This is a genomic window from Frankia sp. AgB1.9 (assembly GCF_016786355.1).
Lineage (GTDB): Bacteria > Actinomycetota > Actinomycetes > Frankiales > Frankiaceae > Pseudofrankia.
Map to the genome: position 1 here is coordinate 72,280 of NZ_JADWYX010000036.1, position 14,742 is coordinate 87,021.

The following is a 14,742-nucleotide window of genomic DNA, read 5'->3' on the forward strand; positions in this document are numbered from 1 at the left end:
TATGCAACCGCCCAAGACGAATCTGCAAGCTCGACGATAGGCGTGGCGGATCGACTCCGGTCTGGCGGCTCTTCAGCGATCATCTAATCAGTCACCTCGAAGCACACGGCAGCGATATCCGGGGGGCATCAGGATCGGACAAACGAGGCCGGTCTCCATCCACGTCAACTAACACCCATTCCGGCTGTGACGGATCGCACACCACAAGGTCCTAGTAGGTCGACGCCGTCGGACCACTGCTCCTTATCGGCTGGGCCGAGGTCGGCCCGGGTCTCCTGTACGTGATGCAAGCGGCGACCGCCGGTCGACGGCCGGAAGATTCGCGGGTCACCGATGGCTCAGGCAGCGTGGTCCAGCGTGGGCGGCCGGAGCCCGTTTCCGCGGGCGAGCCTTCCCATAACGGGACTTCCATTGCGGGCTTGTTGTCGCGCCAGGCCGCACGGGAGGCGCACGCAGGACCTGCTTCATCGCGCCCGCGCCGAGGACGTCCTGCACTGACAGCACCACCAACGCCCAATCTCCGCTGAGACCGTGCGCAAACGGCTGCTGGGCGCCGACACCGCCCGCGGCCTGGTCGCGCAGATCCGTAGCGACACGCATCTGACACTCGACAACCAGCCGCCAGAGGCGGCCTCAACTTAGCCCGCGCCGGTCGGCGTGCATAGGACCGTTTCGACGTGGGCCGACACGGTCCTATGGGCTCTGGTGCCGGCCCCGGCCTGCCGCGGCCGAGAGTCGATCCCGGGCGCCGACGGTACAGGCCACCCACATGCTGAAGCATCACCCCAGCGGCAAGATCGCCATCACCGCAGAGCGAGCGACACCGCGCGCCAGGGACAGGTGCGCGGCCGGCGAGCGGCGTCCAGGTCTCCGCGACGCGGCGGGCTGACCGGACAGCAGGCCGGCCGCCCCTACTGCGCCTTGCTGAGATGGACCATGGCGTCGTAAAGCTGCTCGGACGTCATCGGCGGCTCGGGGATCGGATGTGCCCGCTCAGCCCGGTAGGCGTCGAGCATGAGGTGGAGGTAACGCCGCCAGGCGTTGGGCGCCGTGGCGCTGGTGGCCTCGATGATCCTGCCGTTGGACCAGATGAGGTTGACGATGTCGGCCAGGGTGATGTCGCGGCGAGCCTCGCCGGCTTCTTGGGCCCGGGTGAGCATGTCCACGATCTGTTGGCACATCTCGTCGTGGATGCGCTCGGTCTCGGCGCTGTCGGTGAAGCGGCGGGAGAGGAAGTCGTTGAAACCCCGGTCTCCCGCCTGCATGCCGAACAGGTGCTCCAGGTAGTAGACGAGCCCTTCCCACGGGTCGTTCATCTCCAGGGCCTTGTTGGCCCCGTCGAGGAACTCCTGAAGCCGGGGCTGGAAGGCGGCCATGAGCAGGTCCAGGCGGGTTGGGAAGTGGCGGTACAGGGTGCCGATGGCAACGCCGGCGTCGCGTGCGATCTTCTCCAGGGAGGCGTCCACGCCGTGTGCGGCGAATTCGCGCTGCGCCGCGGCGAGGAGCTTGTCCCGGCGCTCCCGGGCGTCGCGGCGCAGGGGCCTGCGCATCTGCTCAACGTCGCTACGGCTCACTTCGTCAGTTTACCGGCGATGCTGAGGGCAGCCTCCCTTTCTGCGCTGCTCAGGAGCCCGGCCGAGCGCGGTTGACCTCGGGGAGCTCGTCGGCATGGTCGTGCGCGACGTGGCTGACGCCGCGCGGCAGGACCATGGCGCCCGCCAGCTGGCTGACGATCCCGGTGGCCCTCCCGCGAGCATGACGTTCGTCCGGTGCGGTGGCATGGCTGAGGACAGCCCAGGTGGCTGCCGGGACCCGGGCCGGTACCCGGCCTGGATGTCGCCGCCGTCGCGGGCAGCGTTCGCGACCAGGCGGCGAGGGGCGCCTCGTCTCCCTTCGTCTCTTGGGTGCCGCCAGATGTCGAGGCCCGAAACTTCTGCCAACTTGAGGCACCCCTCCGGAATAGAGTGAGGCACCCCTCCGCTTGTGTAGGCAACAGCGACCGGAGGGGTGCCTCATCTTGGCGCTCTGACTTGACCGTACGAGGAGCGAAGCAGATGAGCACTAGGGATTCCTCCGGGGCGCAGGCGCCTCAGCGGCCCGCGGAGGCCGTCGGCGCGCGTCTGGCCGCTTCGCCCGATCCCCATGACGCGCGGCGTTGGATGGCTCTGGGTGTCCTCGTCATCGCCCAGATCATGATCCTGCTGGATGCGACCGTCGTGAACGTTGCCCTGCCCTCGGCGCAGGCCGACCTCGGCTTCTCCGACGCCAGCCGCCAGTGGGTGATCACCGCCTACGTGCTGGCCTTCGGCAGTTTGCTTCCGCTGGGAGGCCGGCTGGGCGACGCGCTCGGCCGCAAGACGATGTTCATCGTGGGACTGCTGGGGTTCGCGACTGCCTCCGCTGCCGGCGGCGCGGCCCCGAACATCGGCACGCTGATCGCCGCCAGGGCCGTCCAGGGCGGGTTCGCGGCAGTTCTCGCGCCGGCGGCGTTGTCGCTGATCACGGTGATTTTCACCGACCTCAAGGAGCTGAACAAGGCGTTCGGGATCTTCGGTGCGGTGTCCGGCAGCGCCGGCGCCGTCGGCCTGCTGGTGGGCGGGCTGCTGACGGACTACGTGGACTGGCGCTGGTGCATGTACGTCAACATCGTCCTCGCGGTCGCCGGGATCATCGGTGGCCTCACGCTGCTGCACAACTCCGCCGAGCCCGACAAGCCCAGGCTTTCCGTGCCGAGCACGGTCGTCGGCTCGGCGGCGATCTTCGGGTTGGTCTTCGGGTCGGCCAAGGCCCAGACCGACGGCTGGGGCTCGGCGGTCACCCTGACCCCGCTCATCGCCGGGGGTCTCCTGTTGGCCGGCTTCGTCGTGCTCCAGCAGGTCGCCCGCCACCCGCTCATCCCGCTGCGGGTGGTCGCCGACCGCAACCGTGGTGCCGCCTACCTGACGCTCTTTCTGGCGAACGCGGCGGTGTTCGCGCTGTTCCTGTTCCTGACCTACTACTTCCAGGGTGTGCTGGGCTACTCGCCGATCATGACCGGCGTCGCGTTCCTGCCGATGATGGCCACGATCGCCGTGGTCGCCACGCTGACCCAGGGCGTGCTGCTGCGGCACCTGACCATGCGGGTCATCGTCGCCGCCGGCTTGATCGCCTCCGGTGCCGGAGCTGCACTGCTGACCCAGGCCGGTGCGGGCAGCCCATACGCGGCCTGGGTGCTGCCCGGGCTGGTCCTGGTCGGGACCGGCATCGGGTCGGCCGCCGTCGTGGCAGTTGCGGTCGGGCAGCAGGGTGTCGATCCGCGCGACGCTGGTACGGCGGGGGCGCTCAACAACGTCTCCCAGCAGCTCGGCTCGGCGCTCGGCGTCGCCTTGATCAGCACCTTCGTCGCCACCGCTACCAGCCACTATCTGACCCGCCACGGCAGCACCGGCGTCGACGACGCAACCGTGCACGGGTTCACCGTCGGCTACTGGTGGGCCGCTGGCGTCTTCTGGGCCGCTGCCGTCCTTTGCGGTGCCCTGATCCGCGGCGGCACCCGGCTTCATCACGAGGCCGGCCAGCCCGAGCCCCTCGACGAGATCGTCAGCGGACTGATCTGACAGCCCGTGGCGGGCGGCGCCCCGGTGGCAGGACGGACTGCGGCGCCAACCACCACAACACGAACCACAACCGACAGAAAGGCCAGTTCACCATGCCCAAGCTCGATGGCAAGGTCGCAGTGATCACCGGAGCGACGTCTGGGATGGCGCTCGCAACGGCCAAGCTGTTCGTGGCTGAAGGCGCCCACGTGTTCATCACCGGGCGACGCAAGGACAAAGTGGACGAGGCGGTCACCGCCATCGGCCACAACGTGACGGGCGTGCAGGCGGACTCAGGAAACCTGAACGACCTCGCCCGCTTGGCCGAGACCGTGCGGGAGCAGCACGGACGAGTCGACGTCCTGTTCGCCAGCGCCGGCATCGGGTCAGTATCCGACCCGCTGGGCAGCATCACCCCGGACTCGTTCGACACGCTCGTGGCCGTCAACTTCCGGGGCACCGTGTTCACCGTTCAATACCTGCTGCCGTTGATGAGCGACGGCGCGTCGGTCATCTTGAACGGCACGACCAGCGCGACCAAGGGCATCCCCGGCGCCGGGGTGTACTCCGCCAGCAAGGCAGCCGTTCGCTCACTCGCGCGCACCTGGGCTGCGGAGCTGAAGGACCGCCGCATCCGGGTCAACGTCATCAGCCCCGGCTCGATCGACACCGCGCTCTTCAGCACCGTCACCCCGGAATTCCGGGAGCAGATCACCTCCGCCATCCCCCTGGGACGGCTGGGGGCCAGCGAAGAGATCGCGGCCACCGCGCTGTTCCTCGCCTCTGCCGACTCCAGCTTCATGACCGGCGCAAACCTGGTCGTCGATGGCGGGTTCAGTCACGTCTGACGCCATCCGGCCGGGGCAGCCGGCCCCCGATCCCACAAAGCAAAAAGTTCATCCCAGACTGCAGAAAGTGAGCACCCGTCCATGAGCAGCGTCAGCTTCATCGGCCTGGGCGGCATGGCCCGCGCCATAGCCACCCGCGCGGTCGAGGGCGGCAACGCCGTCGAGGTCATCGGCCGCGACCAGGCCAAGGCCAAGGACCTGGCCGCCGCCCTCGGCGGCGGCGCGACGGCGGGGACTTTCGGCACCGCCCCGGCCGGCGACATCGTCATCCTCGCCGTGCCCTACGCCAGCGCCGCCCAGGTCCTCGCCCAGTACGTGGACGCGCTGGCCGGCAAGGTCCTCATCGATATCTCGAACACCTTCAACGCCGACGCCACCGCCCTGGTCACCCCTGACGGCACGTCCGGCGCGCAGGAGATCGCCAAGGCCGCACCGGCCAGCGCGCACGTCGTGAAGGCGTTCAACACCGTCTTCGGCCACGTCCTGGCCCAGGGCGGCCCGCTGGACGTGCTCATCGCCGGCGACGACGCGGACGCCAAGGCGAGCGTGTCGGCGTTCATCGAGAGCCTCGGGCTGCGCCCGCTGGATGCCGGCGACCTGGCGGCGGCGCACTGGCTGGAGGCGGCGGGCCCGCTGCTGATGGGCCTGGCCAGCCATGGCGCAGGGTTCAACATCAGCCTCGGCGTCAACGTCCCGGACTGAAGCCCCGCTCGCAGTTCCAGCGCCGCGCACTGGCACCCGGCGGCCATCCCGGGCAGGCAGGGTTCCGCCTGCCCGGGATGGCGGCGGCCCCTGGGCCATCCGACCTGCAGGCAATCGACTCTGACCACCCGGGACTGCCCGCGTCCGGCACCGGCGAAGACGTCATCAAGCAGGTCGGCGACAACATCTCATCGGGGCTGGCCACACACGAAAGACCGAAGGAGACACCCGTGCCTGACTACCTCCATCCGCTGCGTTTCGCAACGTTCATCTCTCCCGCCAACTCCCCGGCGCACCGTCCGGTCGAGCTGGCGCAGCACAGTGAGCGGCTCGGTTTCGACTTCGTCACCTTCCAGGATCATCCCTACCAGTCGAGTTTCCTCGATACCTGGACCCTGCTGAGCTGGGTGGCAGCGCGGACCGAGCGCATCGGCGTGTCCGCCAACGTGCTGAACCTGCCGCTACGCCAGCCCCCCGCCGTGCTCGCCCGCGCGGCTGCCAGCCTCGACCTGCTCTCCGGTGGACGGACGAGCCTCGGGATCGGGGCCGGCTTCTACTGGGACGCCGTGCAGGCGGCCGGCGGACGGCGGCTGACCCCGCTGCAGGGCGTGGCGGCACTCGGCGAGGCCATCGACGTGATCCGCGGGATCTGGGACGCCGACGCGCCCGGCACCCTCAACGCCGACGGCGAGTTCTACAACGTCCGCGGCGCCGAGCGCGGACCCGCGCCCGCACATGAGATCCCGATCTGGCTCGGCGCCCACAAGCCAAGGATGCAGGACCTGGTGGGACGCAAGGCCGACGGCTGGCTGCCCTCGCTGCCGGTCATGGGGCTCGGCGGCCTGCCCAAGGGAAACGCGATCATCGACGACGCCGCACGGGCCGCGGGCCGCGACCCCCGCGAGATCACCCGTCTGCTCAACATCTTCCCAGACCAGCAGACCCCGGAAGCACTGGCCCAGATGACCCTCCAGGACGGCGTCAGCATCTTCATCCTCGCCAGCGATGACCCGGACCTGCTCGAACGCTTCGCCGCCGAATCGATACCCGCCGTACGCGAACACGTCGCCCGAGGACGCAAATAGCACACGTGCGCGCTTCGGCATCGCTCACGCGCCGGCCGCCGACCGGCCTGAGCTCTACCTCGAAGCATTCCTGACCTCCCGTCCGCATGCGGGCGCGGGCGTGCTCGCCTGGTTCAGGAAGGTCCGCGGCTGCTGTTGGATTCGGTCGCGGCCGACCCCGAGGCGACGGTGTGGACGGGCGTCGGCCCGCGGCCGGCCCGCTGGTGGATCCGCAGGATCCTGAACGAGTCGGTGGTCCACCGGGCTGATGCCGCGCTGGCGCTGGACGTCGCCTATACGGTCGAGCCCGCGCCCGTGGCCGACGCGATCTCGGAGTGGCTCGACGTACTGGCCGGGCTGCCTGGCGTCACGACGGCGCCGGCACCGCAATCCTTCCCACCGGGATCTGCCTGCACCTGCATGCCACCGACCGGCCTCGGCGCCGACGGGGAGTGGACGATCCTCGGCGGGCCGGCCGGGATCGGCTGGGAGCAGCGCCACGGCACCGGCGATGTTCCGGTGTCCGGTGCCGCCGCGGACCTACTGCTCGCGGTGATGCGCCGCATCCCCGGCGACGACCGCCGTCTCCAGGTCGCCGGCGAGCGACAGCACTGGACGACCTGGCTGGTGAACACCCCCGTCTGACCGTCCACCTAGCCCATCGCCTGCAACCGATGGACCGTGCCCGCCCGGCGGGGATCCGGTCTGCGCGTCAGTAGGCAGGCGGTCGACGGTTCCGGAGGTCTTGTGCTGTCGCCGGAGTCCGTCGTGCGGTAGCAGCTGTCCAGGGCGGGCGGGGCCGGGCGCCCCACGCCCGCTCTGAAGGTGGAGGCGGGCGTGGGTGCGACCGTCCGGGTAGTGACCATCGATGTCCGCAGGGTCGAGTCGGCGAGGAGGTACTAGACGGCGGTTGACTGCGGCCGGCCGTCCGTGCCGATGGTGGTCAGGACCGCGGTCAGGGTTGGGTGAGCAGGTCCAGGTGTGAGTCCGGGATCTGCGCGGGTGTCGGGGTTGTCATGGGGCGATGAACTGGAGGTCGAGATCGATTTTGATCTTGTCACCGAGGGCGAGTTTGCCGGCGCCGAGGGGCATGTTGAAGTCGATGCCGTAGTCGCTGCGGCGGATTTCGGTGGTCGCGGCGAACCCGGCTCTGGTCCGGCCGTCCGCGGGGTGGACGTCGACGCCGTTGAACTCGACCGCCAGGGTGACCGGTTGGGTGGTCGCGTTGATGGTCAGTTCGCCCTCGACTTGGTAGCCGTCCTCGCTTTCGGTAATGGATAGTGACCGATAGTGCATGGTCGGGTGGTGTTCGACGTCGAAGAAGTCGGTGGAACGCAGGTGGGCGTCTCGGTCGGGCTGGTTGGTGTTGACCGAGGCCATGTCGATCGTGGCGTCGATGGCGACGTCCGCGAGCGTCTCGCCGATCGTGAGTGTCCCGCTGAACAGGTCGAACCGGCCGCGGACGTTGGTCAGGCCGAGGTGGCGGACCTGGAAGTAGACACCGGAGTGCGCGGGATCGATGGGCCAGACGCCGGCAGACAGCGGTAGCCCGCTTCCCGTGTCGGGGAGGGCTGGCGCCGAGGGGTTGGACACGGATGGAGTCGTCATGGCGACCTTCCTCGAAAGTTGATTGCTCAACCAACTTACGGCTTATTAGATGACGCGTCAACCATCTGTGGGACGCGGTCTTCTCGGACGGCGTGCAGTCCGCTCAGCGGTCCGCCGTCCACCTGCATCAGGCGTCCCATCTCAAGTCGGCCGAGGTCGACGGGCGCGAATCCGAAGTCCTCGACAACGGAGCGGAAGAGACCCTTCGAGGTCCCGTCGTCGCCGGCGTAGAAAAGGATCCGGCGGCCGGCGTCGGTGACGGGGTCGGCGGCGATGTAGGGGCCGTACATGTTGTCGAAGGCCTTGATGACGTGGGCGCCGGGGATCAGTGCGGCGACCAGTTCGCTGCCTCCGATCTCGAGGTGGTCGGCGACGAAGGTGGGGGTCAGACTGGCCCACTGGTTCGTGGCGTCGATAACGATCCGGCCGTCGCGGAAGGGCAGGTTGCCTACCACGTCGCGCACCCGTGTCCAGCGCACGGCGAGCACGACGAAGTCCGCGGCTCCCGCCTCGGCGACGGTGCCGGCCGACGCGCGGGGACCGAAGGCGTCGACGACGGCGTCGAGGGTGCCCGGACCGCGACTGTTGCTGAAGACCACGTCGTGACCGGCCTTGACCACGTGGCCGGCGATGGCGCGCGAGACCGTTCCCGCGCCGATCATTCCAAACTTCATGGGTGGCTCCTGTTGAGTGGGCGGCGTGGGAGCTGCCGGGATCCGGGCGTGCCCGGCGCGGGACGACCCTGCCGGATGGCGTCACGCGCCGGATGCGATGGAGATGTGGCTCTGGCTGTGCAGGCCGACGATGCTCACGATGTGTTTCCCGGAGCGCCGAGATCTTGGTTGACTCGTCGACCGTATTGACCCTTGGTTGACGAGTCAACCAGCAGGTAATATCGCCGCATGCCGACGGAACCGACCTGGCTCAGCCCCCGTGAAGACCGCGCCTGGCGGGCCTTCATGCACGCGCACCACCAGCTCGCCGTCCGTCTGCGCCGGCACCTGCTGGAGGACTCCGGACTGACGGAGGCCGACTACGAAATCCTCGCTGTGCTCTCGGAGCACGCCACGGGCAGCCTGCCCGCTCGGGAACTGTGCGCCCTGCTGCAGTGGGAGAAGAGCCGCCTCTCCCACCAGACCCGACGCATGCAGGAGCATGGGTTCATCGTCCGGGAAACTAACCCAGCCGATGCCCGCAGCTCCATGATCCGCCTCCTGCCCGCTGGACGCCGCGCCATTGAGGACGCCGCGCCCGGGCACGTGCGCAACGTCCGCCGGCACTTCATCGACCTGCTCACCCCCGCCGAACTCGACATCCTCGCCGCCCTCAACGAACGGATCCTGGATCACCTCGCCGAGGACCCGTTCCCCGAACACTCCACCCCAGACGAACCCGCGCTCTCGCCCTGAGCGGCGTGCGAACGGGTTGCCCTGCACCTTCTTGGTGCTGATCCAGCGGACTGCCGGTGGCGATCGCGGGTGTCCCCCGAAGCCGCCGCCCAGTACATCCGGCGAGGCGGAGGGGCGCTGTTGCGTTGGCGGGCACCGTGGTCGGGCCAGCCGCTCGGGCATGATCGACCGGTGCATCGTCGGCGTGTCCGTCCAGTGGTTCCGGCCTCCGAGTTCGCGGGATTCCGATTCCCGCCGGAGGTCATCACGTTGGCGGTGCGGTGGTACCTGCGCTACAGCCTGTCCTACCGGGACGTCGAGGAGTTGCTCGCCGAGCGTGGCATCGTGGTCGATCACGTCAGCGCCTACAGGTGGGTGCAGCGGTTCACGCCGTTACTGATCGACGCGGCCCGGCCGTGCCGCGACATTCCGGGCAGCAGGTGGTTCACCGACGAGACGTATGTGAAGGTCGCCGGTCGCTGGACATACCTGTACCGGGCAATCGACCAGTTCGGCCAGGTCATCGACGTGCTCGCCTCCGAGAAGCGGGATCTCGCTGCGACCCGCCGGTTCTTCACCCGGGCGCTGGCACACGGCCGCCGGCCGGTCGAGGTGACCACCGACCGGGCCGCGGCCTACCCCCGCGTCCTCGACGAACAGCTCCCCACCGCCCACCACGTGGACGCCCGGTACGCGAACAACAAGGTCGAAGCCGATCACGGCAGATTGAAGGCACGGCTGCGGCCGATGCGAGGGCTCAAACGGCTGCGCTCCGCCCAGGTGATCAGCTCCGGGCACGCCTTCGTCCAGAATCTCCGCCGCGGCCACTACGAACTCGGCACCGACGCCGAACCCCGTCACCGACTCGCAGCAGCATTCACCGAACTCGCCCTGACTCTGTGACCAGGCGACCAGCCCGCCCGAGCCCTGCCCGGGCCAGCTCAACGCAACAGCGCCCGGGCAACTCCTTCCCCGCACTCGGGGCGCAACAAGATCAACCGGTTCGGATGCTGGTACACAGGGTCCACCTGGGTACTGATCATGCCTCTGACCTGCGCGGGTGTGGTTTGCGATCTATCGCTGTTAGGTCGGCGCCTCGGAGCGGTGCTGGTCAAGACCTCGATGGCTGGTTCGAGCCCCGGGTAGACGACCGGTTTGCTGCCACACGAACCGCTCTCTCTAGCTAGACGTCGGGCATTCGCGCGGCCGGTAGGGCGGAGTGTCGTAGGTGGGCGAGGACTGCGAGCACGCGGCGGTGGCCGTCGTCCACCTCGGCCAGTCCAAGCTTGATTAGTAGATGGCGTACGTGTCCTTCGATGGTGCGTTCGCTGACGACCAGCCGCCGGGCGATGGCGGTGTTGTTGAGGCCCTCGGCCATCAGCGCGAGCACGTCCCGTTCGCGGGCTGACAGTCCGGCCACCGGGTCCGCCGTGCTCTGTGCCGCGAGCAGCGTGCCCACGACGTGCGGATCCAGCGCCGAACCACCGCCTGCGACCCGTCCGGCGGCCGAGAGGAACTCGTTAACGTCGAGGACCCGGTCCTTGAGCAGGTAGCCGAACCCGCCGAGCGCCACCAGCCCGACGGCGTACCGGGCCTCCACGTGCTGCGACAGTACGAGGACGCCGACCTCCGGATAGGCGTCCTTCACCGCGCGGGCGGCTCGGGCGCCCTCGTCGGTGAAGGATGGCGGCATCCGGATGTCGAGCACGACAAGGTCCGGCGTGTGCTCGGCGACCGCGGCCAGCAGTCCGGTCGCGTCCCCGAGGGCGGCGGCGACGGTGTGTCCGCGATCCTCGAACAGGCGGACGAGGCCTTCTCGGAGGAGCACCTGGTCCTCGGCGACTACGACGCGCACGGCAGCCTCACCGTCAGCGTCGTGCCCGCGCCGGCCGGGCTCTCGAGCCGCAACTGCCCGCCGAGCGCTCCTACCCGGTCGGCCAGCCCGCGCAGGCCAGATCCGGCGCTCAGCTGGGCGCCCCCGATGCCGTCATCGCGCACGTTCAGCACGAGCTCGTCGTCCTCGCGGTTCGCCCGCAGCTCCACTGTGTTGGCGACGGCGTGCTTCACCACGTTGGTCAGTGCCTCCGCGGCGACGTAGTAGGCCGCGGCCACGACGGCGTCCGGTAGCGGGCCGGGCGTGGCCTGCACCCGCACGGGCATCGGCGCCCGGCCGGCCAGCTCGCGCAGCGCCAGTTCCAGCCCGTCGTCGAGCCGGGCCGGGCGGATGCCGTGCGCCAGGTCACGCAGGTCCTGGATCGCGCCGCCGATCTCGGTGACGGCGGTCTCGATGTCGCTGGACGCGGGTTGGTCCCCGAGCTGGTGCTGCACGTGTCGCAGCGCGAGTCCCGCGCTGACCAGCCGCTGCTGCGCCCCGTCGTGCAGGTCGCGCCCCAGCCTGCGGCGCTCCTCGTGGGCCGCCGCGACGATCCGGGCACGCGAGGCCTCCACCTCGGCGAGCCGGTGGCGGACCTCCGCCTGGAGGCGCGCGATCTCGATCGCCAGCCCGGCCCGGGACAGTACGTCGCTTAGCGGTTCGCCCTCCGGCACCGCGTGCGTCACCTCGGCGAGCGCAATCCCCGAGCGCTCGATGAGCGTTCGGACACTGCCGCCGGCGTCAGCGCCATCCGCGGGGGGCGACGTCGACTCGCCCGGCAACAGCAGGCGTAACTCCAGCGCGGGGTCGCGGAGCACATCGCGTAGCAGTCCCTCCAGTTCGTCCGCTGAGGCCTGGCCGGCGCGCAGGTCTTCCAGGTAGGCGTCGACCCGGGCCAGCGCATGGTGCCGCGCGCGCCGGTACGCGTGGTCGACGCCGTCCTGCACCCTGCGCCGCAGTGGCAGGAGGGCGGCCGCGGCCGCCGTCGTCGCGCCCGCGGTGACCCAGGCCGAGCCGCCGCCCAGCAGGGCGCCCAGGATGAGCGCGGTGCCGCCCCAGGCCACGGCCAGCAACGCGGTCAGCGCCGCGTAGGAGATCGTCCGGGCGATCAGAACATCGACGTCGTACAGCCGGTAGCGCAGGATCGCCACGCAGATCATGACCGGCAGCATCGGCACCAACAGCGCGATCGCGACCTGCACGACGACACTGCTGTTGAAGCCCACAGCCGCCGCGGGGCCGACCACCGCGAGCACACAGGCAAACCAGAAGATCAGCTTAAGCTGCTGCCGCTCCGCGCCGCCGGCCCGCCGGAACCGGCTCACCAGCGACACGATCGAGAACAGGAGCGACGCCACGAAGGCGAACTCGCCGACGGTGTAGATGAAGTCGAGCCCGTCAAGGGCGTACGGGTTGCCGCCCCTGGTGAAGGTGTACGAGTCGTCGTTCGCATGCGACAGCGCCGCCCCGAGCACGAACGTCGCGGTCACCCCGACCGTGAAGGGCGGCAGCCAGCGCCACCACCGGCCCGCCGCATGCCCGTCCGGGAACAGCGCCAGCACGGTGGCGGTGCTGCCGATGCCGACCATCGCCCCCCAGGACGCGCCCCACTGCGCGGTGAGCGCGCCCGGCCAGGTGTCGTGGTAGCCGTAACCCTCCAGCAGCTCGACCAGGGCGGCTACCAGGCCGACACCGGCCAGCAGCAACCCAACGCGATGCCGCGACAGCCGCAGCCGGATGAGCGCGCCAGCCCCGCCGAGCGCCACCGCGTTGAGCGGGTAGAGCGCGGTGTCGATGACGGGCTCCAGGCCGGCCGAGAGCGGCACCGAGGCGACGGCGGCCGCGCAGGTCAGCACCAACAGCGCCACCGGGAACTGGCGCGCGCGGGCGTCGGGACCGGCCACCGGCTGATCATCGCGCGCCGCCCCGGCGGGTGGCAACAGTGCCAGCACCTGTCGCGGGTCAGGTGCCGGCCCGGCTGCCACGAGCCCTACCCGGACGGCAGCCTCAACGACACCCCGACGACCCATCCAGGAGGTGGACGATGACCGGCAACTACGACGTCACGACCCGCACCGCCGCCAGCCCGCGGCCGACCCCGGCCCAGCCAGCCGGCCGAGCATTCCCGCGTCTGTCCGGCGCGCTCTGCGCGGTCGGCGGCCTGATCGCGGTGGTGGGCGCGGCCTGGAGCGCCACCCTGACCTCGCCCGTGCCCACGGAGGAACTCAGCTGGCCTTACGGCCCCGGCCTGTTCCGGGGCACCGAGACGATCTGGACCGTCACCCACGTCCTGACCTTCCTCGGCGCGCTCGGCCTGGCCCGGTCCGGCCTCGCTGGCCGCGGTCGGGCCGCCCGGGTCGGCACCCCGATCATGCTCGTAGGGATGGCCCTGCTCGTGCCGTGCGAGCTGGCATTCATCCCGCTCGCCCACGCGGCGGCGGACGACCCAGGCGCGGTCCTGGTCAGCACGCTGATCGGCATCTCATCGATGATCGCCGGCGTCGGGTTCGTGCTGACCGGCGTGGGTGTGCTGCGCGAGCGCGCCCTGGGCGGCGCCGGCCGGTTCGTGCCGCTGCTGTGCGGCGTGTTCGTCTTCCTCGGCCTCACCCCACTGGTCATGGCCGGCGGCGACATATTCTTCCTCGGCGTCGGCGGCTGGAACGTGCTCCTGGCCCTGCTCGGAGTGGTGATCGCCCGTACCGCCATCACCCGAGAGTGAAGGTGTGACCACCCGGTAGGTGCGGCGCCTCGCCCGCCCCGCCAACGCGTCCCGGATCGCGACGCCGCAGGACTACCTCGACGTGGAATTCTTCCACCTCACCCTCGGTCTGGTCCTCGCCGTCACGGCGACCGGAGCCGTCTTCCCGCGCGCCGTCCGACGGCGGGAGAGGCTGCCATTGCATTCGATTTAAAAGGGAAGGACGACATGACTCGTCTAGGAAAACTGGCAGCCGGTCTCGTGCTGGTCGCGGTAGTTGCCGCCTGCACCGCGAACGGAGAACCGACCCCGTCGGGCGGGTCGTCGTCGACTGGACAACCGGCCGCCAGGCTCCACGGCACCATCCTGTTCACCAGAGCCGGTGGACCGTTCGGCGAATCGACCGTCTTCACCGCCCACGCCGACGGGACGAACGAGCAACAGATCAACCAGCTACCAGACGGTTGCTGCCCACGATTCTCACCCGACGGCACCCGAATTCTCGCCTCGGCGACCACCGCGGACGGTCGCATCACCACAGCGATCTACCAGGGCGCCGGAGCGTCACACCCGCTTGAGCTCCCCGACGGGACTATCAACCTCGGTCCGGGCGCATGGTCCCGCGACGCCCGCGAACTGGCCTTCGAAGGCTGGGACGACCAGGACCCGGGACGCAACGGCATCTACACCGCACCCCCCGTCGACCAACCGGCGGTCCGGCGCCTCACGACCGCACCCGCCGGATACCACGACATCCCAATGGACTACTCGCCCGACGGCACACAGCTACTCTTCCTGCGCGCGACGACCGCCGACGGCTCCCCCCACGGAACGCTCTACCTCACCGCCGCCGACGGCTCCGCGCCCCGCCAGGTCACCCCCGCCGGCGTCGCCGCCGGCCCGGCCCGCTGGTCCCCCGACGGGCAGACAATCGCCGTCGGCGCCGAATCGGTGACAGCCGCCGGCCCCCGCATGGCCCTCCCCCC

At 70.0% G+C, this 14,742-nt stretch carries 15 protein-coding genes; 10 read left to right on the forward strand and 5 right to left on the reverse strand.

The window, feature by feature from the left end:
- Positions 1-911: 911 nt before the first annotated feature.
- The gene (locus I6A60_RS16585; RefSeq protein WP_307873715.1) at positions 912-1,574 is read right to left on the reverse strand and encodes a helix-turn-helix domain-containing protein; all 663 of its coding nucleotides are present in this window, start codon (positions 1,572-1,574) and stop codon (positions 912-914) included.
- 480 nt (positions 1,575-2,054) lie between these two features.
- On the opposite strand from I6A60_RS16585, the gene I6A60_RS16590 reads away from it, so the two are divergent.
- From I6A60_RS16590 to I6A60_RS16610, 5 genes are all read left to right on the forward strand, one after another.
- Positions 2,055-3,596, forward strand: coding sequence for an MFS transporter (locus tag I6A60_RS16590; RefSeq protein ID WP_203015049.1), 1,542 nt, complete (start codon positions 2,055-2,057; stop codon positions 3,594-3,596).
- A 92-nt stretch (positions 3,597-3,688) separates the two neighbouring features.
- On the forward strand, positions 3,689-4,423 hold the full coding sequence (locus I6A60_RS16595) for an SDR family NAD(P)-dependent oxidoreductase (protein ID WP_203015051.1): 735 nt from the start codon (positions 3,689-3,691) through the stop codon (positions 4,421-4,423).
- A gap of 81 nt (positions 4,424-4,504) precedes the next feature.
- Complete coding sequence (locus I6A60_RS16600; RefSeq protein WP_203015053.1) at positions 4,505-5,125, forward strand: NADPH-dependent F420 reductase; 621 nt, start codon at positions 4,505-4,507, stop codon at positions 5,123-5,125.
- 230 nt (positions 5,126-5,355) lie between these two features.
- The gene (locus I6A60_RS16605) at positions 5,356-6,210 is read left to right on the forward strand and encodes an LLM class flavin-dependent oxidoreductase (protein ID WP_307873716.1); all 855 of its coding nucleotides are present in this window, start codon (positions 5,356-5,358) and stop codon (positions 6,208-6,210) included.
- 135 nt (positions 6,211-6,345) lie between these two features.
- Positions 6,346-6,834 (forward strand): maleylpyruvate isomerase N-terminal domain-containing protein, encoded by a 489-nt coding sequence (locus I6A60_RS16610; RefSeq protein WP_203015057.1) that lies wholly within the window; start codon positions 6,346-6,348, stop codon positions 6,832-6,834.
- A 369-nt stretch (positions 6,835-7,203) separates the two neighbouring features.
- On the opposite strand, the gene I6A60_RS16615 is transcribed toward I6A60_RS16610, so the two are convergent.
- Positions 7,204-7,797 carry a YceI family protein gene (locus tag I6A60_RS16615; protein ID WP_203015059.1) on the reverse strand — a complete coding sequence of 198 codons (594 nt, stop codon included), beginning with the start codon at positions 7,795-7,797 and terminating at the stop codon, positions 7,204-7,206.
- A 35-nt stretch (positions 7,798-7,832) separates the two neighbouring features.
- Positions 7,833-8,471 carry an NADPH-dependent F420 reductase gene (locus tag I6A60_RS16620; RefSeq protein ID WP_203015061.1) on the reverse strand — a complete coding sequence of 213 codons (639 nt, stop codon included), beginning with the start codon at positions 8,469-8,471 and terminating at the stop codon, positions 7,833-7,835.
- A 228-nt stretch (positions 8,472-8,699) separates the two neighbouring features.
- Here I6A60_RS16620 and I6A60_RS16625 point away from each other — a divergent pair, with 228 nt between their 5' ends.
- Both I6A60_RS16625 and I6A60_RS16630 read left to right on the forward strand, forming a co-directional pair.
- The gene (locus I6A60_RS16625; RefSeq protein WP_203015063.1) at positions 8,700-9,206 is read left to right on the forward strand and encodes a MarR family winged helix-turn-helix transcriptional regulator; all 507 of its coding nucleotides are present in this window, start codon (positions 8,700-8,702) and stop codon (positions 9,204-9,206) included.
- Positions 9,207-9,377: 171 nt separating this feature from the next.
- A complete protein-coding gene (locus I6A60_RS16630) occupies positions 9,378-10,088 on the forward strand; it encodes an IS6 family transposase (protein ID WP_203015065.1) in 711 nt (236 codons plus the stop codon).
- Between the two features lie 280 nt (positions 10,089-10,368).
- Here the strand turns inward: I6A60_RS16630 and I6A60_RS16635 are convergent, their stop codons facing one another.
- Together I6A60_RS16635 and I6A60_RS43570 are read right to left on the reverse strand one after the other, a co-directional pair.
- Entirely contained in the window at positions 10,369-11,040 is a 672-nt protein-coding gene (locus I6A60_RS16635) for a response regulator transcription factor (RefSeq protein ID WP_203015066.1), read from the reverse strand.
- A complete protein-coding gene (locus I6A60_RS43570; RefSeq protein ID WP_203055646.1) occupies positions 11,028-12,962 on the reverse strand; it encodes a histidine kinase in 1,935 nt (644 codons plus the stop codon). The genes I6A60_RS16635 and I6A60_RS43570 overlap by 13 nt, the downstream gene beginning before the upstream one ends.
- A gap of 140 nt (positions 12,963-13,102) precedes the next feature.
- Here I6A60_RS43570 and I6A60_RS16645 point away from each other — a divergent pair, with 140 nt between their 5' ends.
- From I6A60_RS16645 to I6A60_RS16655, 3 genes are all read left to right on the forward strand, one after another.
- Positions 13,103-13,777, forward strand: coding sequence for a hypothetical protein (locus I6A60_RS16645; RefSeq protein ID WP_203015072.1), 675 nt, complete (start codon positions 13,103-13,105; stop codon positions 13,775-13,777).
- A gap of 19 nt (positions 13,778-13,796) precedes the next feature.
- Positions 13,797-13,970, forward strand: coding sequence for a hypothetical protein (locus I6A60_RS16650; RefSeq protein ID WP_203015074.1), 174 nt, complete (start codon positions 13,797-13,799; stop codon positions 13,968-13,970).
- Positions 13,971-13,984: 14 nt separating this feature from the next.
- Positions 13,985-14,742 (forward strand): PD40 domain-containing protein (locus tag I6A60_RS16655; RefSeq protein ID WP_203055647.1); only part of this gene is annotated, 758 nt, incomplete at its 3' end.

Excerpts from the sequence above, each read along its gene's own strand:
- I6A60_RS16590 (WP_203015049.1), top strand. The coding sequence starts at position 2,055 with ATGAGCACTAGGGATTCCTCCGGGGCGCAGGCGCCTCAGCGGCCCGCG.
- I6A60_RS16595 (WP_203015051.1), top strand. The coding sequence starts at position 3,689 with ATGCCCAAGCTCGATGGCAAGGTCGCAGTGATCACCGGAGCGACGTCT.
- I6A60_RS16600 (WP_203015053.1), top strand. The coding sequence starts at position 4,505 with ATGAGCAGCGTCAGCTTCATCGGCCTGGGCGGCATGGCCCGCGCCATA.
- I6A60_RS16615 (WP_203015059.1), bottom strand. The coding sequence starts at position 7,797 with ATGACGACTCCATCCGTGTCCAACCCCTCGGCGCCAGCCCTCCCCGAC.
- I6A60_RS16620 (WP_203015061.1), bottom strand. The coding sequence starts at position 8,471 with ATGAAGTTTGGAATGATCGGCGCGGGAACGGTCTCGCGCGCCATCGCC.
- I6A60_RS16625 (WP_203015063.1), top strand. The coding sequence starts at position 8,700 with ATGCCGACGGAACCGACCTGGCTCAGCCCCCGTGAAGACCGCGCCTGG.
- I6A60_RS16645 (WP_203015072.1), top strand. The coding sequence starts at position 13,103 with ATGACCGGCAACTACGACGTCACGACCCGCACCGCCGCCAGCCCGCGG.